Source organism: Pseudomonas sp. Irchel 3E19 (genome assembly GCF_900187585.1).
Classification (GTDB): domain Bacteria; phylum Pseudomonadota; class Gammaproteobacteria; order Pseudomonadales; family Pseudomonadaceae; genus Aquipseudomonas; species Aquipseudomonas baetica.
Window position 1 is genome coordinate 95,259 of record NZ_FYDT01000014.1, and the last position, 23,652, is coordinate 118,910.

A 23,652-nucleotide genomic window follows, 5' to 3' on the forward strand; every position below is an offset into this window, starting at 1 on the left:
AACGAAGCAGGAAATTTGTGGCTGTAGGACGCGTCTCTAAAGACGAGGGATTGTTCGACTACAACAATTTATCGAGCACGAACTCTTTGAACCAGGGCGGCTGAATGTCTGATTTGATTTCAATCAGCTCGCCATCAGTGATTTCTGCTATTTGTGTCAGCCCTTCACTGCCTTCATCCGAGTTATCGAAAATGTAGGCTCTGTTGGATGTCAGGATAGCTTCAGACAAAAGCTCCAGAGATCTCCAGTAACGGGCCTTTATTTTTTTCAGGAGGAACGTTATGCCCGCCTTGCGATACGCGGTAGGCAACCCTGGCTATATTGATTTCTGGATCAGCGGTAGCGACGTAATAAACGTAGACTCTGTAGCCAGAATTATGGGCCTCGGCGAGCAGGTTAACTTTGTCAGAGGAGGACATGACCGTTTCAAACGTAAAGCTAATGCGTTCTTTGATCAGCGACCGGCGTATGAAATCGGAAAGGGCTGAAGCAACGTAGGAGTCGATTTCGGTATTTGCGAAGCTGAGTCTTTCACCTTCAATCGCCAGTGAGTCCAACTTTGCCAGCGAACGAGGGGATTTCTTTAAAAGCGCATGTTCACGGAAAAAATCAAAAATCTCTTCTTTATGAGATTCGATTCGATATGAGGTGAAGTCAAAGTATCCCGTATCTTTAATCGCCCGTTCGATATCATCAGGATTGATGTGGTTTCCGAGCAAATGGGCAGGAACAAGTCGATTGAAGGTGCTTTTTCCCGATCCATTAGGTCCCGCAAATATCCGTATTCTTGGTGTGCTCAAGAAGTAACCTGTTTTGAAGATTTATTGATGTGCAGGCGAGTACCGCTTTTCAGATTTCCATAAGTGCCGATCGCGCGCAAAGCAACGGAGGTCTTCTCCGTCACCTCGAACAGTTGGCCATCTTTAGCAACAAGAACGGCTGCGCCGTTGGCGAGTGCCATTCTATAGGCGTTGTTGAATGCCTTCAGGGCGATATCTGGAATCCGGGATTCCTGCACGGCAATCTGATCGTCCGTCATTGGGCGCTTTTCTGCTTTACGTGACATGGATGGCTCCGAGAAATACCGTGCTGGAGAGGTGGCTGGGGTTAACGAAAGATATAGCACACTTGCGCGGCTCATTGCTAAGCCTTGCGCGAAGCGTGCTGATACTCATGAAGCAGCTTGTTTCTCAGATTGTAGGGTGCTTTGACGACTCGCCGCCGCCGTCACCGCATACCCGATCAACGCCGCCAGAATCGACCCCGTCAGAATGCCCATCCGGTCCATGCCCGCGTATTCACTTGCACCCGGAACAAAGGCCAGCGAGCCGACAAACAGGCTCATGGTGAAGCCAATCCCGCAGAGAATCGCCACCCCCAGCACCTGACCCCAATTGGCACCTTGGGGCAGAGCGGCGATGCCGATCTTCACAGCCAGCCAAGTGAGGCCGAACACACCAACGGTCTTGCCCAGTAGCAGGCCGACCGCGATACCCATCGGTACATGGTGAGTGAAACTTTCGACGGTGACGCCGCTCAGCGACAGGCCGGCGTTGGCGAAGGCGAACAGCGGCAGGATGCCATAGGCGACCCATGGATGCAGCGCGTGTTCCAGCGTCAGCAATGGCGAGGGCTCGGCGTTTTTCGTGCGTAGCGGGATGCAGAAGGCCAGGGTTACACCGGCCAGCGTCGCATGCACGCCGCTCTTCAGTACGCAGACCCACAGGATCAAGCCGATGATCATGTAGGGTCCGAGCTTGACCACCCCGAGCCGATTCATTGCCACCAGCGCAGCAATACAAGCGGCAGCGAGGCCCAGCGACAGGGTCGACAGTTCGCCGGAGTAGAAAATCGCAATGATCACGATGGCGCCGAGGTCATCGATGATCGCCAGGGTCATCAGGAACAGCTTCAGCGACACCGGTACGCGCTTGCCGAGCAGGGCCAGCACGCCGAGGGCGAAGGCGATGTCGGTGGCGGTGGGGATTGCCCAGCCGCTCAGGGCTGCCGGGTTGTCGCGGTTGAGGAACCAGTAGATCAGCGCCGGCACCAGCATGCCGCCGATAGCCGCCGCCCCGGGCAGGACGATCTGCGACGGCTTCGACAGCTGACCGTCGAGCACCTCGCGCTTCACTTCCAGGCCGATCAGCAGGAAGAACAGCGCCATCAGGCCGTCGTTGATCCACAGCAGCAGGGGTTTGGCGATTTTCAACGCGCCGATCTGCGCCACCACCGGGGTGTCGAGCAGGCCGGTATACAGCCACGACAGCGGCGAGTTGTTGATAATCAAGGCGAGAATGGCCGCGGCGATCAGTAATAGACCGCTGGCAGCTTCCAACTGAAAGAAACGCGTGAAAGTGCTACGCAGAGGCAAGGTCGCTCTCCATCGATAAGTCAAAAAAGGTGGAACACCCTAACCCGTACCGTTAGTTGTTAAAACAAAAGTTATATTCTTTTTTGTTATATGTCGTTACAAGACTGATTACCCATGAACCCACGCTGAACCTAGCAGTTGCCGGACATATTGAGACTCAGCTGTATCTGTGCGCGATGCAGGTTTTTTCTTAAGCTGACGAATGAGCCTTTTGGGAGGCCAGTCTCCTACCCGTTTCAACGAGAACCATAACCATGAGCGACACCCGACAGTGGGCCTGCGAAGCCATCCGCATCATCGAAGCGGATTTTCAGCGTAGCGCCGACACCCACCTGATCCCCTTGCCGCTGCCGGGTTTTACGGGCATCGAGTTGTACTTCAAGGACGAATCCAGCCATCCGACCGGCAGTCTCAAGCATCGGCTGGCCCGTTCGTTGTTTCTGTATGCGCTGTGTAATGGCTGGCTCAAACCCGGCGCGCCAGTGATCGAGGCGTCCAGCGGATCGACGGCGATTTCCGAAGCGTATTTCGCGCGGATGCTGGGTCTGCCGTTCATTGCGGTGATGCCGGCGACGACGTCGAAAGAAAAGATTGCTCAAATTGCTTTCTACGGTGGTCAGAGCCATCTGGTGAAAGATCCGACGCAGATTTACGCCGAATCCGAGCGACTGGCTCGCGAGCATGGCGGCCACTTCATCGATCAGTTCACCTACGCCGAGCGCGCTACCGACTGGCGGGCGAACAACAACATCGCCGAGTCGATCTTCCAGCAAATGCGCTACGAGAAACATCCCGAGCCGAGCTGGCTGATTTCCAGCCCCGGTACTGGTGGCACCACGGCGACCCTCGGCCGTTATGTGCGCTATCGCCAACACTGCACCCGCGTACTGTGTGCAGACGCCGAGCGTTCGGTGTTTTTCGATTTCTATCAGACTGGCGATTCGACTCTGCGTCTGGATTGCGGCTCGCGGATTGAAGGCATAGGCCGGCCACGTGTGGAAGCGTCGTTCCTGCCCAAAGTGATCGACGCGATGGTCAAGGTGCCCGACGCCTTGTCGCTGGCAGCCATGCATTATCTGGCGCAGCGGTTGGGTCGACATGTTGGTGGCTCGAGCGGCACCAATCTGATCGGCGCGCTGATGGCGGCGCAGCAGATGAAAGCGGCGGGGGAGTCGGGTTCGATCGTGGCGATTCTGTGTGATGGCGGCGAGCGTTACGCCGACACCTATTACGATCAGGACTGGCTCAAGGCGCAGGGGTATGAGTTGAGCGGGTTGATTGAGGCGGTGGCGGCGAGTGCAGAGCGCGGTGAGCCGCTACCGACCTCAGTCCTGCGCGCCAACATCTGACACACCGAAAACCAAATGTGGGAGCGGGCTTGCTCGCGAAGGCAGTGTGTCAGGCGATAAATGTATCGACTGAAACGACGCTTTCGCGAGCAAGCCCGCTCCCACAGGAGTTTGTGTTGTGTCAGCTAATGCTGATCAGGCTTCCAGGCCCAGGATGTCCCGCGCCACCGCTTCAGCGATCCGAATCCCGTCCACACCCGCCGACAGAATCCCACCGGCATACCCCGCACCTTCACCGGCCGGGAACAGGCCTTTGACGTTCATGCTCTGCAACGTCTCGTCGCGGGTAATGCGCAGTGGCGAAGACGTGCGTGTCTCGATCCCGGTCAACACCGCGTCATGCAGCGAATAGCCGCGAATCTGCTTCTCGAATGCAGGCAGTGCTTCACGAATCGCTTCAATCGCAAAGTCCGGCAAGGCCAATGCCAGATCACCCAGCGCCACGCCCGGTTTATACGATGGCTCGACTTCGCCCAGTTCGGTCGATGGAATGTCGTTGATGAAGTCACCGACCAGTTGCGCCGGGGCCTTGTAGTCGCTGCCGCCGAGAATGAAGGCGTGGGACTCCAGACGTTCCTGCAGCTCGATGCCGGCCAGTGGGCCGCCCGGATAATCGACTTCCGGGGTGATGCCGACGACGATGCCGGAGTTGGCGTTGCGCTCGTTACGGGAGTACTGGCTCATGCCGTTGGTGACCACGCGGTTTGGCTCGGAGGTCGCCGCCACCACGGTGCCGCCCGGGCACATGCAGAAGCTGTAGACCGAGCGGCCGTTTTTGGCGTGGTGTACCAGTTTGTAGTCGGCAGCACCGAGTTTCGGGTGGCCGGCGTACTTGCCCAGACGTGCACGGTCGATCAGCGACTGCGGGTGTTCGATACGGAAACCCACCGAGAACGGCTTGGCTTCCATGAACACGCCACGGCTGTGGAGCATGCGGAAGGTATCGCGGGCGCTGTGGCCGAGGGCCAGAACCACGTGTTTCGAATGCAGGGTTTCGCCGCTGGCCAATTGAACGCCTACCAATTGACCGTCTTCGATCAGCACGTCGCTGACACGTTCCTGGAAGCGCACTTCGCCGCCCAGTTCGCGGATCTGCTCGCGCATGTTTTCAACCATGCCGGTCAGACGGAACGTGCCGATGTGCGGCTTGCTGACGTAGAGAATCTCTTCCGGCGCGCCGGCCTTGACGAACTCGTGCAGGACTTTGCGGCCAAGGAACTTCGGATCCTTGATCTGGCTGTACAGCTTGCCGTCGGAGAACGTCCCCGCGCCGCCTTCGCCGAATTGCACGTTGGACTCGGGGTTGAGCACGCTTTTACGCCACAGGCCCCAAGTGTCCTTGGTGCGCTGGCGCACTTCGGTGCCGCGTTCGAGGATGATCGGCTTGAAGCCCATTTGTGCCAGCAACAGGCCGGCGAAAATCCCGCACGGGCCGAAACCGACCACGATCGGGCGCTGGCTCAGGTCGCTCGGCGCCTTACCGACGAATTTATAGCTGACATCCGGCGCCACGTTGACGTTACGGTCGTCGGCGAACTTGCCCAACACCTTGGCCTCGTCGCGCACGTTGAGGTCGATGGTGTAGATGAAGCACAGTTCGGAGGACTTTTTGCGCGCATCGTAGCTGCGCTTGAACAAGGTGAAATCGAGCAGGTCATCGCTGGCGATGCCCAGGCGCTGCACGATGGCAACGCGCAGGTCTTCTTCGGGATGGTCGATTGGCAGCTTGAGTTCAGTGATTCGTAACATGGCGAGGATCCGGGTTCGCGGGGCGCACAACTGCGCCAGGGCGTTTGAAGGCCGCGATTATAAGCCGCAAAGACCGGATCCGGTGAGGCAAAAACGCTCAGTCGTTACGCGATCCGCCGAAATACCCGCAGCCACGCTGCACCTGGCCGTCGATGCGCAATTCGGCGCTCATGTGCTGCACGCTGCCGTTGCTGCTGTCGACGCAACGTTGCGGCGCGACCCACAATTCGATGCGCTGATTGTTGGCTTCGCTGCTGAGATTGAAGCGGCCGTCGCCCAATTGTTCTTCAACGTAAGGCACGGCGAGTGGTGGCTGACCGTCGCGGTCGATGACCATGCCACGGCCGCTGACTTTGACGTTCCACTCCGGGCCATGACCAGCGGCGCGCAGAATCAGCAGTTTGAAATTGGGATCATCGCACGCGGTGCCGGAGCGCTCGACGCGATATAACTGGGCCAGGTCGAGGCGGTCACCGGCGATCTTGCCGCGCACGTCGGCGAATAATTTGCCCTGCTCATCGGCCAGGGTCGCGGCTTCTTGCAGGACGCTGGTGCTGCCGATGTCGTTGATCACGTATTGGCGTTGATCCTGACACGGCTGGAACACCAGTTTGCCGTCGGCCGCGGTCAGTTGCCCCTGCATCCGCGTCTGCCCCACATGCGAGGCACTTTCACGCTGGCCATCGAACAACTGGCAGGCGGCAAACAGCGGAAGCAGGGTAATAACGACTAACGAACGGGCAACACGCATCTTCGGCTCTCCAGACAAGTGCCGCCACGTTACGCAGCCTGTCAGGCAAATGCAAAAGATCGCAGCCTGCGGCCCCTCCTACAGGGAAACGCAAATACCTCTGTAGGAGCTGCCGCAGGCTGCGATCTTTTGATCTTATCCGACGTGAAATGTCTGACCTGTCTGCAAGCCTTCGACACTTTTCGCGTAGGCCAACGCCACATCAGCCGCAGGAACCGGCTTGTAACCACGGAAATACGGGGCGTAGCTGCCCATCGCTTCCAGTAGCACGGTCGGGCTGATCGAGTTCACTCGCAGGCCGCGTGGCAGTTCGATGGCGGCGGCGCGAACGAAGCTGTCCAGTGCACCGTTGACCAGCGCTGCCGAGGCCCCGCTGCGGATCGGATCGTGACTGAGCACGCCGGTGGTAAAGGTGAACGAGGCGCCGTCGTTGGCGAACTCACGGCCGATCAGCAGCAGATTGACCTGACCCATCAGTTTGTCTTTAAGCCCGAGGGCGAAGCTGTCTTCAGTCATCTCACCCAGCGGTGCGAAGGTCACGTTTCCGGCAGCGCAGACCAGTGCATCGAACTTGCCGGTCTGTTCGAACAGCTTGCGGATTGATGCGCTGTCGCTGATATCCACCTGCAAATCACCACTGTTGCGGCCGATACGAATGACTTCGTGGCGTTGCGAGAGTTCTTTGTCCACGGCCGAACCAATGGTGCCGCCAGCGCCTATCAACAGAATTTTCATCGTGCTGTGCCTCGATTGATTGAACGAGGTTGCAGTCTAGAGTGGTTTTTTCTGCAGATAAGGGCGCTAATGGGCAACCTTTGGTTTTCAAATGGAAACAATCCATGAGCGAGATGGATGATCTGGCCGCGTTTGCAGTGCTGATCGAAGCGGGCAGTTTCACCTTGGCGGCGCAGCAATTGGGCTGCAGCAAGGGCCAGTTGTCCAAACGCATCAGCCAACTCGAAGCGCGCTTTTGCGTGGTACTGCTGCAACGCACGACCCGTCGTCTGAGCCTGACCGCAGCCGGCGCGGCATTGTTGCCACAAGCCCAGGCCCTTGTAGTCCAGGTCGAGAGAGCGCGTCAGGCCTTGGCACGATTGAAGGACGACATGGCCGGGCCGGTGCGTATGACGGTTCCGGTGTCGCTGGGGGAAACCTTCTTCGATGGTCTGCTGCTGGAGTTTTCGCAAAAGTATCCCGAGGTGCAGATCGAACTGGAGCTGAACAACAGCTATCGCGATCTGTCCCGGGACGGTTTTGATTTGGCGATCCGTAGCGAGGTGGCCAATGACGAACGCTTGGTCGCCAAGCCGCTGTTGGCCTGGCAGGAAATGACCTGCGCCAGCCCGGCCTATCTCGAACGCTTCGGCAAGCCGCAGACGCCGCAGGCATTAGCCGAACACCGGTGTCTGCTCAACAGCCACTACAGTGGTCGCGAGGAATGGCTGTATCACCAGCAACACGAATTGCTGCGGGTGCGGGTGTCGGGGCTGTTTGCCAGCAATCATTACAACCTGCTGAAGAAAGCCGCGCTGACCGGGGCCGGCATCGCCCGGTTGCCTTCGTACCTGCTGCAGGCGGAATTGGCTGACGGGCGACTGCGCTGGCTTCTGCGCGATTACCAGACCCGGCGCATGCCGATGTATCTGGTGCATCCGTATCAGGGCGGATTACCGAAACGTACGCAGGTTTGGCGGACTATCTGATCGGCTGGTTCAAGCGCAGCGGTGAGGCGCTGGATCGCCTATCCCAGCAACAGTGAAGAGCCCCTGTAGGAGCTGCCGAAGGCTGCGATCTTTAGATTTTCAAGATCAAAAGATCGCAGCCTTCGGCAGCTCCTACAGGGGTTTCAGGGATTCGAAGGGTTCAGCTGTTTCAGACGCTTCAGCTATTCAACGGTTGTAGTGTCTGGCGATCAGATGATCGATCGACAATTTCCCCGGTCCTGTCGCCATCAGATACAGCAACACCGCCGCCCACGTGCCATGAGTCGGGTAGGCATCCGGATACACGAACAACTGAATGGTCAAAGTCATTCCCAGCAACGCCAGTGCCGAAAACCGCGTAGCGAAACCGATCAGGATCAGCATCGGGAACAAGTGCTCGGCAAACGCGGCCATATGTGCGGCGATTTCCGGCGACAGCAGCGGTACGTGGTATTCGCTCTTGAACAGCGGAATCGTTGAGTCTGCCAGACGCGGCCAGCCCAGCTCGAAGGTGCCGTCGAACAGATCGATGGCCAGGCCCTCAACCTTGGTCTGCCCGGACTTCCAGAACACCGCGGCAATCGAGAAACGCGCAATGAATGCGATCAGGCTGTGGGGGATTCTTTCCAGTAGTTTGATGGCGCGGGTGATGAGGCAGTTCATGGCGATTCCTTGTTGTTCAGTTGGGTGATGGCGTTGTGGGCAATCAACAGTCCCAGGGTCTGGCCGAGATCAAATACAGGGCTGTTTTCTGCCGCTGCCAATAGCGGCTGGCCAGCGAGCAAATTCCGGATGAAGACGCTGGCGCCGTGATCAAGGGCAAAGACCTCGACGTCGAGATCGTTGCGCAACACCAGTGCGTGTTGTCCGTGGTTGAGGTCGATGCCTTCCAGCGTGGCCTCGCGCTGATGCGCAGCCCAGATCGCGACCACTGACCAGGTTGAATCGAGCAGATGCAGGGAAGGGTGGAGCTCGAATCCAAGCTCGCTCAGGGCTTGAGGGTCATTCAGCGCAGCGGCGAGCTGTTCCGGCCGGATCGGGCTTGCGTCGGCAGCGTGATAGGCGAGGGTGCGCAACTGCTCAAGGCGCGCCACGTCGGCCAGATACGGCACGCTTGAGGCCGGTTCAAACGTTGAAATGAAGTCCGAAAAACCTTCGCCGTAGCGGCCCATCAACGGACTTTGTGGTGGCTGGCGTTGTACGAATACAGCCGCCATGGCGCGGAAAAATTCCTCGCCAACCAACTGCGCAACCACCGGATAACTGTCGCGCAGTGCGTTGATCAACGAGCTCTGCACATTGTTGCGGTACACCGAGAAACGACTGGCGGGATCGGCACCGTTGGCGCTGCACAGGCCTTCGGGGCAGGGCAATTGCACATTGAGCAGGGCTGCTGTGAAGTCGGCTTGAGTGCTCATGATCGCCCCCCCGCATCTACCAATAACGCCTCGGCCTGTTGCGCCTCGGCCAGCAAAACGTTGAACGCGGGCACCTGATTGTCACGTTCGATCAACGTTGCCACCGGGCCGATCCGTTCCAGCACTTGCCGGTACAGGCTCCAGACCGCTTGATCGATCGGCGCACCGTGATCATCGATCAGCAAGCGGTCACCGAGGCTGTCGGAGTCTTCGGCAAAACCGGCCAGATGAATCTCACCGACAGCGTGCAACGGCAGGGCATCGAGATAGGCGATTGGATCGCGCTGATGATTGATGCACGAGACGTAGACGTTATTGACGTCCAGCAACAACCCGCAGCCGCTGCGGCGGATGACTTCGGCAATGAAGTCCGCCTCATCGATGGTCGAGCGTTGAAAGGCCAGATAGGTCGCCGGATTTTCCAGCAGCATGGGCCGCTTGAGCGTGTTCTGCACCTGATCGATATGCGCGCAAACGCGGTTCAGCGTCGGCGTGTCATAGGCCAGGGGCAGCAGGTCATTGAGGAACACCGGGCCATGGCTCGACCAGGCCAGGTGTTCGGAAAAGGAGTGCGGTTGATAACGCTCGATCAGATCTTTCAGGCGTTGCAGATGTTCAATGTCCAGCGGCCCTTCGGCCCCGATGGACAGCCCCACGCCGTGAAGTGACAGTGGATACTGCTCGCGAATCAATCCCAGAAAATGATGAAACGGGCCGCCGGCCACCATGTAGTTTTCGGCGTGGACTTCGAAGAAGCCGATGTCCGGTGATGAGCCGAGCACTTCACGAAAGTGCCCGGTCTTGAGCCCCAGCCCGGCACGGGGCGGGAGCCCTGAGCGAGCTGCCTGAGTGCAGGACTGGGCATGGTCTTGGGGTGTGAACATGATCGTTACTCAGGCAGCCGACGGATCAGGACTTGGCTTTGAACGCTTCCATCTGGCCGAAACCGGTCGGCGAGGTCTTGCTTTCGGTGGTGGCGCAGGTGCCTTTCGGCACGAGTTTCCAGGCGTTGGCCTGATAGTCCGTTTTTGATGTGCCAGCACAGGTGGTGCCTGCACCTGCGGCGCAATCGTTCTTACCTTTCATGGCTACGCCGAAGCATTTTTCCATGTCGGCGTCAGCAGCGTGGACAGTGGAAACAGCGGCGATACTCAGGGCAGAACCCAGGGCCAGAACCAGGGCGGTAGCGGACAGGGTGCGGGTGGTAGCAGTCATGATGTTTCTCCGATTTGAGCTTGGGTTTACAAGCGAAGTGCGCTTGCTTACCCCACTAGAGAAGCGAGGTGGCGATGCGTTACAGCTCAGCCAAAACTTTTTTCAAAAATATTCCCCCGTGTAGGCGCTGCCGAAGGGCGGAGAGTCAAAAAGACACGGACGGAGGGTCTTTTTTTTAGGAATTTGGGGCTGAAGCAATTTGGTCGTGAACGAGTATTAGCGCCTCATGCAGATATGAAATAAATGTCGGTGGTCTATCGCTGATAAGTATAAAAACTGTCATTTTTGACAGTGGTGAATATTGTTCATTTGAATATAGTAAAACCTCGTTAGCGTATTAATAAGGAGAAGGTGTATGAAAAGGCTGAGTTGGAAAAATACTTAGAGGACAAGATTAACGGCAGCGCCAAGGTAATCCTCAATGAGAATATGGTTCATGACGGCGCCGCACTAGGGGAGATGCAGTTGTATTTTTTTCTCCAGCGTATTTTTAATAAGAAGGCAACTCTTGAGGATGTCGGGGCTCTACGTGCTGTGAATAACTTGCTGCGATTTGTTGGGCTTTTATCTCCCAAGGAAATGCTCACTTCAATATTGAGAAGTGATCATCTCTATTAAGGGATATCAGTCCCTGTTCCGCTATGGAGGCTGTTAAAACGGTGTGCTGAGGCGGAATTGTCAAGGAAACCCTGAATGGCTTCGGCCAAGGACTAAGGAGTGTCGAATGAGTACTTTAGAGGATCGAGTAATAACAATCATTTCAGAGCAGTTGGGTGTGGACAGAGATCTAGTTGTACCGTCAGCCAATTTTGTAGAGGATTTAGGCGCGGACTCATTAAATGCGGCCGAGTTGGTAATGGCGTTGGAAAATTTGCTTCAGACTGAAATTTCAGACGAAGAAGTTGAACGAATTACAACTGTACAGCAAGCCTTGGACTATGTTTTATAGCCCGCCAATCAATAATTTTGGTGTGCGGAAATGTTCGGAGAGTCGAAGTTGTTGTAAATAAAAAACGGCCCGAAGGCCGTTTTTTATTTACAGCAATGACTCAACCGCCCAGATACGCCTCGCGCACTTTCGGGTCGGTCAGCAGCGCTTCACCGGTGCCCTGCATCACGACGCGGCCGTTCTCCAGAACGTACGCACGGTCAGCGATTTTCAGCGCCTGGTTGGCGTTTTGCTCGACCAGGAACACCGTCACACCGTCCTTGCGCAGCTGTTCGATGATGTCGAAGATCTGCTGGATGATGATCGGTGCCAGGCCCAGTGATGGCTCGTCGAGCAGCAGCAGTTTCGGCTTGCTCATCAGCGCACGGCCGATGGCGAGCATTTGCTGCTCGCCGCCGGACATGGTGCCGCCGCGTTGGGCGAAGCGCTCTTTCAGGCGTGGGAAAAGTCCGAGAACCTTATCCATTTGTTCCTGATAGTCGCCCTTGTCGGTGAAGAAACCGCCCATGGACAGGTTTTCTTCGACAGTCAGACGGGCAAACACCCGACGACCTTCCGGCACCACGGCGATGCTTTTACGCATGATCTGCGACGAGTCCTGGCCGACCAGTTCCTCACCCATGTAGCGGATGCTGCCGCTGTGCGCTTGCGGCGAACCGCACAGCGTCATCAGCAGTGTGGACTTGCCGGCACCGTTGGCGCCGATCAGGGTCACGATCTCGCCCTGACGGACTTCGACGTTGACGCTGTGCAGGGCCTGGATCTTGCCGTAGAAGGTGGAAACGTTTTCGAACTGCAGCATTTACGCTTCCCCCAGGTAGGCTTTGATCACTTCAGGATTGTCGCGAATCTGTTCCGGTGTGCCGTCAGCCAGAGGCGTGCCCTGGTTGATCACGACGATGTGGTCGGAAATGCTCATGACCAGCTTCATGTCGTGTTCGATCAGCAGCACGGTGACGTTGTGCTCTTCACGCAGCACGCCGATCAGCGCCTTGAGGTCTTCGGTTTCCTTCGGGTTGAGCCCTGCGGCCGGTTCGTCGAGCATGAGGATCCGCGGGCGGGTCATCATGCAGCGGGCGATTTCCAGACGACGCTGCTGACCGTAGGCCAGGGTGCCGGCGGGACGGTTGGCGAACTCCTTGAGGTTGACCTTTTCCAGCCAGTACTCGGCAAATTCCATCGCCTCGCGCTCGCTTTTGCGGAACGCCGGGGTCTTGAACAGGCCGGACAGGAAGTTGGTGTTCAGGTGACGGTGCTGGGCGATCAACAGGTTCTCGACCGCTGTCATGTCCTTGAACAACCGCACGTTCTGGAAAGTGCGCACCACGCCTTTGAGGGCGATCTTGTGCCCAGGCAAACCCTGGATCGGTTCACCGTCGAGCAGAATGCTGCCGCCCGATGGCTGATAGAAACCGGTCAGGCAGTTGAACACGGTGGTCTTGCCCGCGCCATTGGGCCCGATCAGTGCGACCACTTGTTTCTCTTTGACGGTCAGGGCCACGCCATTGACCGCCAGCAAGCCGCCGAAGCGCATGCTCAGGTTTTCGACTTTAAGTATCTCGCGGCTCATTTTCGCAACTCCATGTGTGGGCGTTGCATCGGCAGCAGACCTTGTGGACGCCAGATCATCATCAACACCATCAGGGCACCGAACATCAACATGCGGTACTCACTGAACTCACGCATCATTTCCGGCAACAGGATCATCACCACGGCCGCGAGAATCACGCCCAGTTGCGAGCCCATGCCACCCAGCACGACGATGGCGAGGATGATCGCCGACTCGATGAAGGTGAACGATTCCGGCGTCACCAGGCCCTGACGGGCGGCGAAGAAGCTGCCGGCGAAACCGGCGAACGCAGCACCGAGGGTGAACGCGGACAGTTTGATGATCGTCGGGTTGAGACCGAGTGCGCGGCAGGCGATTTCGTCTTCACGCAGCGCTTCCCACGCACGGCCGATCGGCATGCGCAGCAGGCGGTTGATGACGAACAATGCCGCCAGCGCCAGCAACAGGGCAACGAGGTAGAGGAAGATCACCTTGTTGATCGAGTTGTATTGCAGGCCGAAGTACTCGTGGAAGGTTTGCATGCCTTCTGCGGCCTTACGTTCAAAGGTCAGGCCGAAGAACGTCGGTTTCTCGATGTTGCTGATGCCGTTCGGGCCACCAGTAATATCGGTCAGGTTACGCAGGAACAAACGGATGATCTCGCCGAAGCCGAGGGTCACGATCGCCAGATAGTCACCGCGCAGTCGCAACACCGGGAAGCCCAGCAAGAAGCCGAACGTCGCCGCCATCAGGCCGGCAATCGGCAGGCAGATCCAGAAGCTCAGGCCGTAGTAGTGCGACAGCAGCGCGTAGCTGTAGGCGCCGACGGCATAGAAACCGACGTAACCCAGGTCGAGCAGACCGGCCAGACCGACGACGATGTTCAGGCCAAGGCCGAGCATCACGTAGATCAGGATCAGCGTAGCAATGTCCACCGCGCCACGGGAGCCGAAGAACGGCCACACCAGCGCCAGCAGAATCAGCGCAATGATGAAATAGCGCTGGGTGGTTGGCAGGGTCAGGAAGTTGCTGGCCTTGGCCGGGATCAGCGGCATGCCCGGCGAAGCACGCCAGGCCTTGCTGATCTGCTGGTTGAACAGCACGCGCAAAAACATCAGTACCGAACAGATGGCGATAGTCGCCAGCACGGCCGGGCTGGTGTTGTGCACTTCCAGGTTGATGCCGACGATGGTCAGTTTCAGTCCGAGCACAGGATACGCAACTGCCCAAACCAAGAGCGCACTGAACAGCGCCTGTTTAAGATTCCTAGTCATACTTTCTCAACCTCCGGACGGCCCAGAATCCCGGTCGGACGGAACAACAGCACCAGAACCAACAAGCCGAATGCCACGACGTCCTTGTACTGGTCGCCAAAGATATCGGCGCCAAAGGCTTCCGCCACCCCAAGCACCAGCCCGCCGAGCATGGCGCCGGGGATGCTGCCGATGCCGCCCAGTACCGCAGCGGTAAAGGCCTTGAGGCCGACGAGGAAACCGGCGTTCGGGTTGATCACCCCGTATTGCATGCTCAGCAGCACAGCAGCAACCGCCGCCAGCGCAGCACCAATGACGAAGGTCAGGGCGATGATGTTGTTGGTGTTGATGCCCAGCAGGTTGGCCATCTTGATGTCTTCGGCACAGGCGCGGCAGGCGCGACCCAGGCGAGAGCGTGAGATGAACAGCGTCAGGCCGAGCATGGCGATCAGGGTCACCACGAACACCACGATTTGCATGTAGGAAATCAGCACTTCTTGTGCACCACCTGGGCCGAAGGCAATGTTGCCCGGAATCAGGTTGGGGATTGCTTTGTCCTTGGAGTCTTGCGCCAGCAGAACCGTGTTCTGCAGGAAGATCGACATACCGATGGCGGAAATCAGCGGGATCAGACGGTTGCTGCCGCGCAACGGGCGGTAGGCAATGCGTTCGATGCTGTAACCGTAAGAGCTGGTGACGACGATGCTGGCGATGAACGCCGCCGTCATCAACAGCGGGACACTGTCGAGTCCCATCATGGTCAGCCCGGCAATGGCGATGAACGCCACATAAGAGCCGATCATGTAGACCTCGCCGTGGGCGAAGTTGATCATTCCAATGATGCCGTAAACCATCGTGTAGCCGATGGCGATCAGGGCATACATGCTGCCAACGTTGAGGCCGTTAACCAGCTGTTGGAAGAAGTGATAGATGTCAGGCATTACAGCGCTCCTAAAAACCTGATACGCATTTCACTGGTGGAGTCATTTTCCCGCCCGGCCCCGTGGATCTGTATCCACTTCGAATCCGGGGTTTGCCAGCGAACCGCTGATGACGGTTTTGAGATTTTCAGGTGGGGAGACTGGCGGATCACGCCAGCGCGGCCCTTACATTCGTAAAACAAAGCCCACGGCACGCCGTGGGCTTTATTGGCAGTCAGTTCGGCCGTGCCTTACTGAGGCGACACTTCAGTTTTCGGTTTGCCGTTGTGCCACTCGTAGACCACGAATTTGAAGTCTTTGAGGTCACCTTTGGCGTCGAAGCTCAGGTCGCCAGTTGGCGTCTTGAAGGTCCCGGCGTGAATGGCTTCAGCCACTTTGGTCGCGTCTTCGGACTTGGCTGCCTTGATGCCTTCGGCAATCACTTCAACCGCCGAGTAGGACGGGAACACGAACGGGCCGCTCGGGTCTTCTTTCTTCGCTTTGAAGGCATCGGCCAGGGCGATGTTGGCAGGGTCCTGGTCGAAGGATTTCGGCAGGGTTACCAGCAGGCCTTCGGCAGCGTCTTTGGCGATCTGGGTGATCGAGTCGTTGCCCACGCCTTCTGGACCCATGAACTTGGCTTTCAGGCCTTTTTCCTGAGCTTGACGCAGGATCAGACCCAGCTCTGGGTGGTAGCCGCCGTAGTAAACGAAGTCGACGTTGGCTTGCTTGAGCTTGGCAATGATCGCCGAGAAGTCTTTGTCGCCAGCGTTGACGCCTTCGAATACGGCAACTTTGGTGCCTTTCTTCTCAAGGGTCGATTTGACGGCGGTGGCGATGCCTTCACCGTACTGCTGCTTGTCGTGCAGGACGCCGACGATTTTCGGTTTGACGTGATCGGCGATGTAGTTACCGGCGGCAGGGCCCTGGGCGCTGTCCAGACCGATAGTACGGAAGATCATTTTGTAACCACGGGCGGTGATGTCCGGGCTGGTGGCAGCTGGAGTGATCATGATCACGCCTTCGTCTTCGTAGATGTCCGAAGCCGGTTGAGTGGAGCTGGAGCACAGGTGACCGACCACGAATTTGACGCCGTCGTTGACGACCTTGTTCGCGACCGCTACGGCTTGTTTCGGATCGCAGGCATCGTCGTATTCAACGGCTTCGAGCTTCTTGCCGTCGACGCCGCCCTTGGCGTTGATCTGTTCGATGGCCATTTTTGCGCCACTGAACTGCATGTCGCCGTATTGGGCTACTGGACCGGTTTTAGGACCGGCGATACCGATCTTGATGGTGTCAGCTGCGAACGAATGGCTGGCAACCCCGGCCAGAACCATAGCGGCAAACAGTTTGGAAATCTGCTTAGTAGCCTTAGTCATAGTGCTCCACTCTTACTGTTGTAATTTTTTTTGAGTTCTGGCGCCGTAGCAGCAGAACCGGGTCAGATATCTTTGCGATACCCTCCGGAAATGCCCCCGGCAACTGTACCGGTACAGTGTAGAGCGCCGGTTGTTTGCCTGGGAAGCGGGCGCCGAGGGGCAAAACTTGGGGGTGTCGCATTTTTGAATGAAAAAGACAGAATTGCGGCGGGGCGTTCGTGGGCATATATCCCAATCAGCAGCATTCCCTGGCGTTCCTGCTCTTTTCGTTCGGTAAAGCCATTTGCAACCGGGTTTTTCTGGCGGACCACCAACGTTATTATTCGCGTCGATTTCTTTTCCGGACAGTTCCCATGAATCAAGAACCTAGCACCCTCTATGCCAAGCTGCTTGGTGAAACCGCATCTATTACCTGGAAAAAGCTGGAGCCGTTCTTCGCCAAGGGTGCCCTATTGTGGGTCGACCCAAGCCTGGATTTGATCGCCGCCGCCGAGGCCGTGGCATCGGATGAGGGCGAGAAAGTCGCTGCCTGGCTGGCTGAAGACAAGGTCGCCAAGCTGTCTGAAACGCGGGCGCTGGATCTTTTCGAACGTGATCCGCAGCTGTGGGCGGTGGTGGTTTCGCCGTGGATTATGATCCAGGAAAGGGCGGCGGCCTGAGTGACTGCACCTTGTTGGTGCGTGCAGCGGTCAGTGAAAAGTGTGTAGCGGAGTAGCGTGATGGCACCTTGCCGTGGAGAAAGGCCACAAGCCGGGGTGGCATCACGGTGACGTAAACGTAACGGGAACAGTTTAGTAAGCAGCCTAACGGCTGCTTAATTGTTTCTGGATGTTGGCAATGAAGGTTTGCGGTTTCTGGAGTGGCCTCTTCGCGAGCAGGCTCGCTCCCACATTTGGAATGCATTTCCCTGTGGGAGCGAGCCTGCTCGCGAATGGGGCGACTCGGTTCTGGATTAGACCGAGTAAGACTTGCCGGTATGGTTATTGAGGGAAATAACCTTGGTCTTGCCAATCCGGTGACGGTAAATCTCGCGCAGGTACTTGATCGATTTCTTCACGCAATCACGCGACAGACGAATGTCGTTGATCGAGACAAACTTCTCTTTGTCGTTGATCAGCTCGCGGTACTTCTTCTCGTACATCGGCTTGATCGCGTACCAGTTGGTGTCGAGGATCTTCGCCGGGTTCTCGAACTCATTGAGCAACTCGTCGATGCGGTCTTCGTCGAATTCTTCATTGATGATGAAGTCGAGGATCGAGTTGTCCAGGGTCTCGTCGAAACGGTACGGGTTCTTCGCGAAGCAGCGCTTGATGAACGCCACGATCAAGGTCAGGAAGTCATCCGACAGGCACGGGCTCTTGGCAATCAACGTGGTCAACGACAGGTTGGCTGAAGCACCGATGACCAGCGCGTAACGCTTGAGCGTGGTATTCGGGAACAGGCTGTTGAGGTGGGTCTTCAACCGGTTCAAATCCATGTACGACAGCTTGTAGTCTTTGGGCAGCGAAACGATCGAGACCACCGACGAGCAGTTCTTGAAGAAGTGCAGGTCGTGCAGTGCCGCCGCGTCGTAGCCGGAATTCTTGTACTGCTCAAGCGAAGCGCGATAGCGCTTGGACTCGATCGGCAACAGGCTGATGCCTTCGATGGCCTGGGTAACCTTGTTGAAGTGCGGTAGGTCGATCGAACGGAAGAACAAGTCGTCGATGTTCAGACGCTGCGGTTCTTTATCGAACACCTTGAACTTGTCGCTGCTCGGTGGCGGGGTTTCCGGCACCACCGATTCGGCGTAGGCAATCGCCACCGGGCCGGCCAGGCTCATGAACAGGTCATTGGCGTCCAGGCGAATGGTTTCGCCGATGTCGATGCCGGCACGACGGAAGTAGTTCTGGTCGTAGTCGGTGGTGACCGCCTGCGCCGTCAGAATGTTGAAGATCTGCTGCGAGATGTACTGGTTGGCGTGCTTTTCCATCGCATTGACATCAATGTTCTGGATGTTGCCGTCATCGCTCTCTTCGGCGTAACGCATGATGTCGTTGGAGATCAGCATCATTGCGTTCCACGGGCGGATTCGGCCCATGACGCTGGCTTCGCTGCTGTCTTCGTTGTCGAAGTTGTAGGAGAAATCCCATTCTTCCGAGAGATATTTGCACAGCAGGCGACCGGCGTTGATGTGCAGCGCCTCGGACATTTCGCTGCGGTGATCGGAAATATTCGGCAGCACGCAGATGCCGCTGGTGAAGATCGGTTCGAACACGAACGAATGACCGCTCTTGCCGTCATGTTCGTCCATTGGTTTGGTATCGAACGTCTTGTTCATGTACGAGTGCTGCTGGGCCAGGCCGAATTCCGAGGCCATGCCCGAACCGGTACCGCCGCCGGCACTGAAGATCGAGAAGTACAGGCGCGACTGGTTAGCCTTGATGCCGCAGCTGTCGATCAGGTACGAGTGGATCATTTTCCAGTCCGGGCTGGAAAAGCGCTGGGTGTCCTTGTTGAGGATGATCTTCGCCAGATACTGGCCGAGGATCGGCGCGTTACCGGCGCCACCGGCGTGGACTTCGGACAAGTCCATGATCTTCATTTTGCTGTAGTCGCGCAGGAAGCCGCTTTTTTCGCCTTTGCGCGAGAAACGGATGCGCCCGGCGATGTCCTTGTCGAGGTCGCCGAGCATCACCAGTGGCTCGACCAGAAACACCGGTTTGGTGGATTTGTTCGGACCGATGCGCAGGTTGTTCTTGATCCACTGTGCCGGGCTGTAGCCTTTTTCGGCGTAGCGCTTGTCCGGCGACAGGCGATCTTCGTTGTTGAATTCGTTGAGGTAGAACTTGCGCGCGTTGTACACCAGCTCCGCCACGTCGAGGGCGATGTTGGAGCCGCAACGACCGAGGCCGATCAGGCACACCGACGGGAATTCCTGATCGTTGTGCTGCTCGTTGTCGCCTTCCAGGTGCGGCGGACGCGGGAACACCAGGTCACGCAGGCCGTCGAGGTTATCGAGGATGCGGTCGGTATTGGTTTCGGTGAAATACAGGTATTGCTGGGTACCCAGCGGGCGCGTGGGGGGCAATGGCTTCGACGGTGACGAGCTGTTCGCGGCAGGGCTCAGGGTCAGATCGGATACCGCAGTGGCGGGATTATTTTTAGAAGTCATTGTGCGCCATATACCTGGACTGGTTGGCTCGGTGACTGATGTCAGCGAACCTCACGGAATAAGATCTCGCGTCTTTTTTGCGCGAATTTGGCCCGAGCGCCAGGGACTTGGCCTGACTGTCGCTTGGGGGAATCCTTTCTTGATCGTTGATGGATCGGCCATTATTCGGCGATCTTTAATCAAAAGGAGGCTAAATGATGTCAACGCTACCTTCGTTGGGGTTTGCCGGAATCGGCCTGATGGGCCTGCCGATGTGCCGCCGTCTGCTGGCGGCCGGGTATCCGCTGACGGTGTGGAACCGCAACCCGGCCAAGTGCGCGCCACTGGTCGAAGCCGGTGCCCGGCAGGTGGCGAGCCCCTCTGAGCTGTGCGCGCACGCCGACGTGGTGATGTTGTGTCTGGCCGATACGACGGTCGTGCGCGACGTGGTGTTCGGCCCGGCTGGTGTTGCCAAAGGCGCGAAGGCCGGGCAATTGCTGGTGGATTTCTCCAGTCTTGAACCTACCGCAACGCGTGAGATGGCGGCGCAGTTGATGCGTGAAACCGGCATGGGCTGGCTGGATACACCGGTGTCCGGCGGGGTGGTCGGTGCCGAGGCCGGCAGTCTGGCGATCATGGTGGGGGGCGATGCAGCGGACCTTGCGCGCGTGCGTCCGGTGCTGCTCAATCTCGGTCAGCGCGTCACGCACATGGGCGGCATCGGCGCCGGGCAAGTGACCAAGGCCTGCAACCAGATGATCGTCGCCTGCAACGCATTGGTGATTGCTGAAGTGGTGGCACTGGCCGAGCAGGCCGGGGTCGATGCGAGCCTGATTGCCGAAGCGCTGGCCGGTGGTTTCGCCGATTCAAAACCGTTGCAGATCCTCGCCCCGCAAATGGCCGAAAGCCGTTTCAAGCCGATCAAGTGGCACGTACGCACGCTGCTCAAGGATCTCGACACTGCTGTGAAGTTCTCACGCGAGCAGGGCTCGGCGACGCCGATCAGCGGATTGGCCGCACAACTGATGCGCCTGCATGGAGCGCAAGGCTTTTTGGAGCAAGATCCAGCGACACTGGTGCAAATGTACCGCGCGCCAGAATCAAAGGATTGATCGCCTGTGAATGTTTGCGCTGGTTGATCTCCTCAAGTACCGGGCGCAATTCGTCCAGCGGCACCGGACGGCTGAGCAGGTAACCCTGGATGAAATCGCAGCCGGAACGTTCGAGGAATTCATACTGCTCCAGGCTTTCCACGCCTTCGGTGACCACCTGCAAGTGCAGGGTGTGGGCCATGACGATGATCGCCTGGACAATCTCCATGTCCGCCGTTGCTTTGGGGATGTCGAGGATGAACGAGCGGTCGATCTTCAGCGTGTTCAACGGCAGACGCTTGAGATAGGCCAGCGACGAATAACCGGTGCCGAAGTCGTCGATCGACAGCGACACGCCGAGGGCGCGGATCTGTCGCAACAGCACTAAAGTGTTGGCGATGTTGCCCATCAGCGCGTTCTCGGTCACCTCCAGTTCCAGGCGCTCCGGCGCGACGCCTGCCGTGCGCAGCGCACTTTCGATTTCATCGGCCAATTCTTCCCGGGTGAGGTTCAGTGGCGAGCAGTTCCAGGCGATTTTCAGCTCTTCGCAGCCATGGGTCGACAACTCGCCAAGATCCTTGCAGGCCCGGCGTAGCACCCAATTGTCCAGTTCGGCGATGAGGCCATTGTTTTCGGCGATGCTGATAAAGCGATCCGGGGTCAGCAAACCGTGGATCGGATGCTGCCAGCGGATCAATGCTTCGAGTTTGGTAACCCGGCCGGTTTTCAGTTCGAAGATCGGTTGGTAATACAGCATCAGGCCGTTTTCTTCATGCAGGGCGTGGCGCAGTTCTTCTTCGAGTTGCAGTTCGAGGGTGGCGCGGTTTTTCAGGCTGGAATTGAAAAAGTGCAGGCCATTGCGCCCGGCGCCCTTGGATTGATACAGCGCCAGATCGGCGTGCTTGAGCAGTTCTTCGCAGGTCGTGCCGTCTTCGGGAAACAGGCTGATGCCGATGCTGGTGGTCATCACCATGCGGCGTCCGGCCAGTTCTATCGGCTCTTTCATTTTCAACATGATGCGCTGGGCCATGTTGCGCGCCTCTTCACGGTCGCGCAGGCTGATCAGGATGCAGAACTCATCACCGCCGAACCGCGCGACCACGTCTTCATGGCTGCGCACCGAGCCTTTGATGTGATTGGCAATCACCTTGAGCAGGGCGTCGCCGGCGTCGTGGCCGAGACTGTCGTTGATGCGTTTGAAATGGTCGATGTCGAGAAACATCACCGCGAGCATGCCGCCCTCGCTGGCTTTCTGATTGAGTTTTTCGGCAAAGATCTGATTGAAGCCGCGACGGTTGATCAGGTTGGTCAGGGCGTCGTAGTTGGCCACTTGTTGCAGCGACATGCGTGCCTGATCGAGTTGGCTGAGCAGGGCGTTGACCCGGCGCAGGTCATGTTCCTTGCTTTGCAGTTTCTTGTCGGCCAGCGCCGCGCTGATTGCACTGCCGAGAATCAGCAGGATGATCAGCGCTACCGTGAGGCCCAATTGCAAATGGCTGGTTTCGGCCGGCAGGGCCGGTGCGCGGCCTTCCGGTAACACCAATTGCAGTGCGGCCATGCCGGTGAAATGCATGCTGAAAATGCCGGCGCCGAGAATCAGTGCGGCGCTGTACTTGAGCATCTGATGAGCCAGACCACTGCCCTCGCGCAAGTAACCTGCCACCCACAGCGCGGTGAAACTGGCGCCGATGGCGATCACAATCGACAGCACAAACAAGGACGGTTGGTAGTAGGCGGTGGCGCTCGACTGCATGGCGGCCATGCCGACGTAATGCATGCCGGCGATGCCGAGACCGATGACCAGGGCGGTTTTCAGGTAAAGCACCCGACTTGGCTGCGCCTTACTCAGCGTGTGCATCGCCAGCCACGAGGCGAGCAGGGCGATCAGCAGGGAGAACAGGGTGATCGGCAGGTCGTACTGAATGTCGATCGGGGCCTGGAAGGCAAGCATGCCGATGAAATGCATAGCCCAGATACCGCCGGCCAGGCAGGTCGCACCGATCCAGCACCATAGGCGTTGCGCGCCAAGGTCTTCGGCGTGAGCGACTCGCTCGGCCATATCGAGGGTGGCGAAACTCGCGGCGCAGGCGACCAGATAGGCCACCAGCACCAGCAAAGGGTTGTGTGTGCAATCAAGAATGACCTGCCCGCTCTCCGGGAGCTCGGTAACAAACTGCAAACCAAGCCACTCCATTGCATGCCCCATCTCTGAAGTCGTCTTAAGCGCGCGGTTAACGCAGGCGAATGACAGCAGTATAGAGGCCGTTTTTGCGGTGCAAGCGGTAGTGGCACATTGGCGCTAATGATTTCGGCATTAGCGTCATAACGATTGGTGCTAAGGGTCAGGCGCTCTTATCGAAAGGGATTTCAGCCCAGTCCGATTGCAGGGGCGGCAAACCAAAGCGGGCGCGGGCCTTATCGCAATCGACATTCTGTTCGCCGTTTTCCCAGGATGCTTCGAATTCCCGGCAGGGACTGGAACGCTTTTCATAAATAGAGCAATGCACTGTGCTGCCGACTTCGCCGACCAATGCCGTACAACGCGGCGATTTGCAGTCGGTGCCGTTCATTGCCACCCGACTGGGGCTGATTTGTGTAACCAGTTCATCGGGCACCGTACCCCCGGAAGATGAGCACTCACCCCAAAAGAAAGACACGCGAAAATGGGAACAGCAGGCACCGCAATTCAGACACGGACTGACTTCGGACATGGGCGAGGGTATCAAAGGGATTGATCGGGAGATCCGGACGGACCCGGCCGCCATTCTAGGCTTCGCCACGAACTTGGGAAGGGGGGCGAGAAACTATTTTTTTGTGGC

At 57.7% G+C, this 23,652-nt stretch carries 22 protein-coding genes and 2 pseudogenes; 6 read left to right on the plus strand and 18 right to left on the minus strand.

Annotation, left to right across the window (positions count from 1 at the left end):
• Window positions 1–58 precede the first annotated feature (58 nt).
• The 3 genes and pseudogenes from CKW18_RS11765 to nhaA form a co-directional block, all read right to left on the minus strand.
• A pseudogene (locus tag CKW18_RS11765) lies at window positions 59–800 on the minus strand (zeta toxin family protein).
• Window positions 797–1,066, minus strand: a complete 270-nt coding sequence (locus CKW18_RS11770; RefSeq protein WP_095188949.1) for a hypothetical protein — start codon at window positions 1,064–1,066, stop codon at window positions 797–799. The pseudogene CKW18_RS11765 and the gene CKW18_RS11770 overlap by 4 nt, the downstream one beginning before the upstream one ends.
• A gap of 105 nt (window positions 1,067–1,171) precedes the next feature.
• Window positions 1,172–2,374 carry a Na+/H+ antiporter NhaA gene (gene nhaA, locus CKW18_RS11775; RefSeq protein ID WP_095188950.1) on the minus strand — a complete coding sequence of 401 codons (1,203 nt, stop codon included), beginning with the start codon at window positions 2,372–2,374 and terminating at the stop codon, window positions 1,172–1,174.
• A 254-nt stretch (window positions 2,375–2,628) separates the two neighbouring features.
• On the opposite strand from nhaA, the gene CKW18_RS11780 reads away from it, so the two are divergent.
• On the plus strand, window positions 2,629–3,723 hold the full coding sequence (locus CKW18_RS11780) for a PLP-dependent cysteine synthase family protein (protein WP_095188951.1): 1,095 nt from the start codon (window positions 2,629–2,631) through the stop codon (window positions 3,721–3,723).
• Between the two features lie 135 nt (window positions 3,724–3,858).
• Here CKW18_RS11780 and CKW18_RS11785 read toward each other — a convergent pair whose 3' ends face one another.
• The 3 genes from CKW18_RS11785 to CKW18_RS11795 all read right to left on the minus strand — a co-directional run bounded on the left by CKW18_RS11785 (window position 3,859) and on the right by CKW18_RS11795 (window position 6,958).
• On the minus strand, window positions 3,859–5,472 hold the full coding sequence (locus tag CKW18_RS11785; RefSeq protein ID WP_095188952.1) for an NAD(P)/FAD-dependent oxidoreductase: 1,614 nt from the start codon (window positions 5,470–5,472) through the stop codon (window positions 3,859–3,861).
• Window positions 5,473–5,569: 97 nt separating this feature from the next.
• Window positions 5,570–6,223 (minus strand): COG3650 family protein, encoded by a 654-nt coding sequence (locus CKW18_RS11790; protein ID WP_095188953.1) that lies wholly within the window; start codon window positions 6,221–6,223, stop codon window positions 5,570–5,572.
• A gap of 135 nt (window positions 6,224–6,358) precedes the next feature.
• A complete protein-coding gene (locus tag CKW18_RS11795; RefSeq protein WP_095188954.1) occupies window positions 6,359–6,958 on the minus strand; it encodes a short chain dehydrogenase in 600 nt (199 codons plus the stop codon).
• Window positions 6,959–7,062: 104 nt separating this feature from the next.
• On the opposite strand from CKW18_RS11795, the pseudogene CKW18_RS11800 reads away from it, so the two are divergent.
• Window positions 7,063–7,982, plus strand: a pseudogene (locus CKW18_RS11800) (LysR family transcriptional regulator).
• Window positions 7,983–8,112: 130 nt separating this feature from the next.
• On the opposite strand, the gene CKW18_RS11805 reads toward CKW18_RS11800, so the two are convergent.
• Genes CKW18_RS11805 through CKW18_RS11820 form a run of 4 tightly spaced genes read right to left on the minus strand, consistent with a single transcriptional unit; the run spans window position 8,113 to window position 10,559 of the window.
• A complete protein-coding gene (locus CKW18_RS11805) occupies window positions 8,113–8,589 on the minus strand; it encodes a DoxX family protein (RefSeq protein ID WP_095188955.1) in 477 nt (158 codons plus the stop codon).
• Window positions 8,586–9,344: a DUF2063 domain-containing protein gene (locus CKW18_RS11810; protein WP_095188956.1), complete on the minus strand. Its 759-nt coding sequence runs from the start codon at window positions 9,342–9,344 to the stop codon at window positions 8,586–8,588. The genes CKW18_RS11805 and CKW18_RS11810 overlap by 4 nt, the downstream gene beginning before the upstream one ends.
• Window positions 9,341–10,228 (minus strand): DUF692 domain-containing protein, encoded by an 888-nt coding sequence (locus CKW18_RS11815; RefSeq protein WP_095188957.1) that lies wholly within the window; start codon window positions 10,226–10,228, stop codon window positions 9,341–9,343. Before CKW18_RS11815 ends, CKW18_RS11810 begins: the two co-directional genes overlap by 4 nt.
• A 25-nt stretch (window positions 10,229–10,253) precedes the next feature.
• Window positions 10,254–10,559, minus strand: coding sequence for a DUF2282 domain-containing protein (locus tag CKW18_RS11820; RefSeq protein ID WP_095188958.1), 306 nt, complete (start codon window positions 10,557–10,559; stop codon window positions 10,254–10,256).
• Window positions 10,560–10,910: 351 nt separating this feature from the next.
• On the opposite strand from CKW18_RS11820, the gene CKW18_RS11825 reads away from it, so the two are divergent.
• Window positions 10,911–11,177 (plus strand): hypothetical protein, encoded by a 267-nt coding sequence (locus tag CKW18_RS11825; RefSeq protein WP_095188959.1) that lies wholly within the window; start codon window positions 10,911–10,913, stop codon window positions 11,175–11,177.
• Between the two features lie 106 nt (window positions 11,178–11,283).
• Window positions 11,284–11,508, plus strand: coding sequence for an acyl carrier protein (gene acpP, locus CKW18_RS11830; protein ID WP_095188960.1), 225 nt, complete (start codon window positions 11,284–11,286; stop codon window positions 11,506–11,508).
• A 100-nt stretch (window positions 11,509–11,608) separates the two neighbouring features.
• Here the strand turns inward: acpP and CKW18_RS11835 are convergent, their stop codons facing one another.
• The 5 genes from CKW18_RS11835 to CKW18_RS11855 form a co-directional block, all read right to left on the minus strand.
• Window positions 11,609–12,310, minus strand: coding sequence for an ABC transporter ATP-binding protein (locus tag CKW18_RS11835; protein WP_095188961.1), 702 nt, complete (start codon window positions 12,308–12,310; stop codon window positions 11,609–11,611).
• The gene (livG, locus tag CKW18_RS11840) at window positions 12,311–13,078 is read right to left on the minus strand and encodes a high-affinity branched-chain amino acid ABC transporter ATP-binding protein LivG (RefSeq protein WP_095188962.1); all 768 of its coding nucleotides are present in this window, start codon (window positions 13,076–13,078) and stop codon (window positions 12,311–12,313) included.
• Window positions 13,075–14,331 carry a high-affinity branched-chain amino acid ABC transporter permease LivM gene (locus CKW18_RS11845; protein ID WP_095188963.1) on the minus strand — a complete coding sequence of 419 codons (1,257 nt, stop codon included), beginning with the start codon at window positions 14,329–14,331 and terminating at the stop codon, window positions 13,075–13,077. Before CKW18_RS11845 ends, livG begins: the two co-directional genes overlap by 4 nt.
• Window positions 14,328–15,251, minus strand: a complete 924-nt coding sequence (gene livH, locus CKW18_RS11850; protein WP_007918526.1) for a high-affinity branched-chain amino acid ABC transporter permease LivH — start codon at window positions 15,249–15,251, stop codon at window positions 14,328–14,330. The genes CKW18_RS11845 and livH overlap by 4 nt, the downstream gene beginning before the upstream one ends.
• Window positions 15,252–15,481: 230 nt before the next feature.
• On the minus strand, window positions 15,482–16,609 hold the full coding sequence (locus CKW18_RS11855; RefSeq protein WP_016986598.1) for a branched-chain amino acid ABC transporter substrate-binding protein: 1,128 nt from the start codon (window positions 16,607–16,609) through the stop codon (window positions 15,482–15,484).
• A 353-nt stretch (window positions 16,610–16,962) separates the two neighbouring features.
• On the opposite strand from CKW18_RS11855, the gene CKW18_RS11860 reads away from it, so the two are divergent.
• The gene (locus CKW18_RS11860; RefSeq protein WP_095188964.1) at window positions 16,963–17,268 is read left to right on the plus strand and encodes a DUF2288 domain-containing protein; all 306 of its coding nucleotides are present in this window, start codon (window positions 16,963–16,965) and stop codon (window positions 17,266–17,268) included.
• A 293-nt stretch (window positions 17,269–17,561) separates the two neighbouring features.
• Here the strand turns inward: CKW18_RS11860 and CKW18_RS11865 are convergent, their stop codons facing one another.
• Window positions 17,562–19,763 (minus strand): hypothetical protein, encoded by a 2,202-nt coding sequence (locus tag CKW18_RS11865; RefSeq protein WP_095188965.1) that lies wholly within the window; start codon window positions 19,761–19,763, stop codon window positions 17,562–17,564.
• 194 nt (window positions 19,764–19,957) lie between these two features.
• Here CKW18_RS11865 and CKW18_RS11870 point away from each other — a divergent pair, with 194 nt between their 5' ends.
• The gene (locus CKW18_RS11870; RefSeq protein ID WP_170947239.1) at window positions 19,958–20,854 is read left to right on the plus strand and encodes an NAD(P)-dependent oxidoreductase; all 897 of its coding nucleotides are present in this window, start codon (window positions 19,958–19,960) and stop codon (window positions 20,852–20,854) included.
• On the opposite strand, the gene CKW18_RS11875 is transcribed toward CKW18_RS11870, so the two are convergent.
• The gene (locus tag CKW18_RS11875) at window positions 20,745–23,027 is read right to left on the minus strand and encodes a bifunctional diguanylate cyclase/phosphodiesterase (protein WP_095188966.1); all 2,283 of its coding nucleotides are present in this window, start codon (window positions 23,025–23,027) and stop codon (window positions 20,745–20,747) included. The two genes, CKW18_RS11870 and CKW18_RS11875, sit on opposite strands and share 110 nt — an antisense overlap.
• 148 nt (window positions 23,028–23,175) lie before the next feature.
• Window positions 23,176–23,544 carry a YkgJ family cysteine cluster protein gene (locus CKW18_RS11880; protein ID WP_095188967.1) on the minus strand — a complete coding sequence of 123 codons (369 nt, stop codon included), beginning with the start codon at window positions 23,542–23,544 and terminating at the stop codon, window positions 23,176–23,178.
• Window positions 23,545–23,652: the final 108 nt, after the last annotated feature.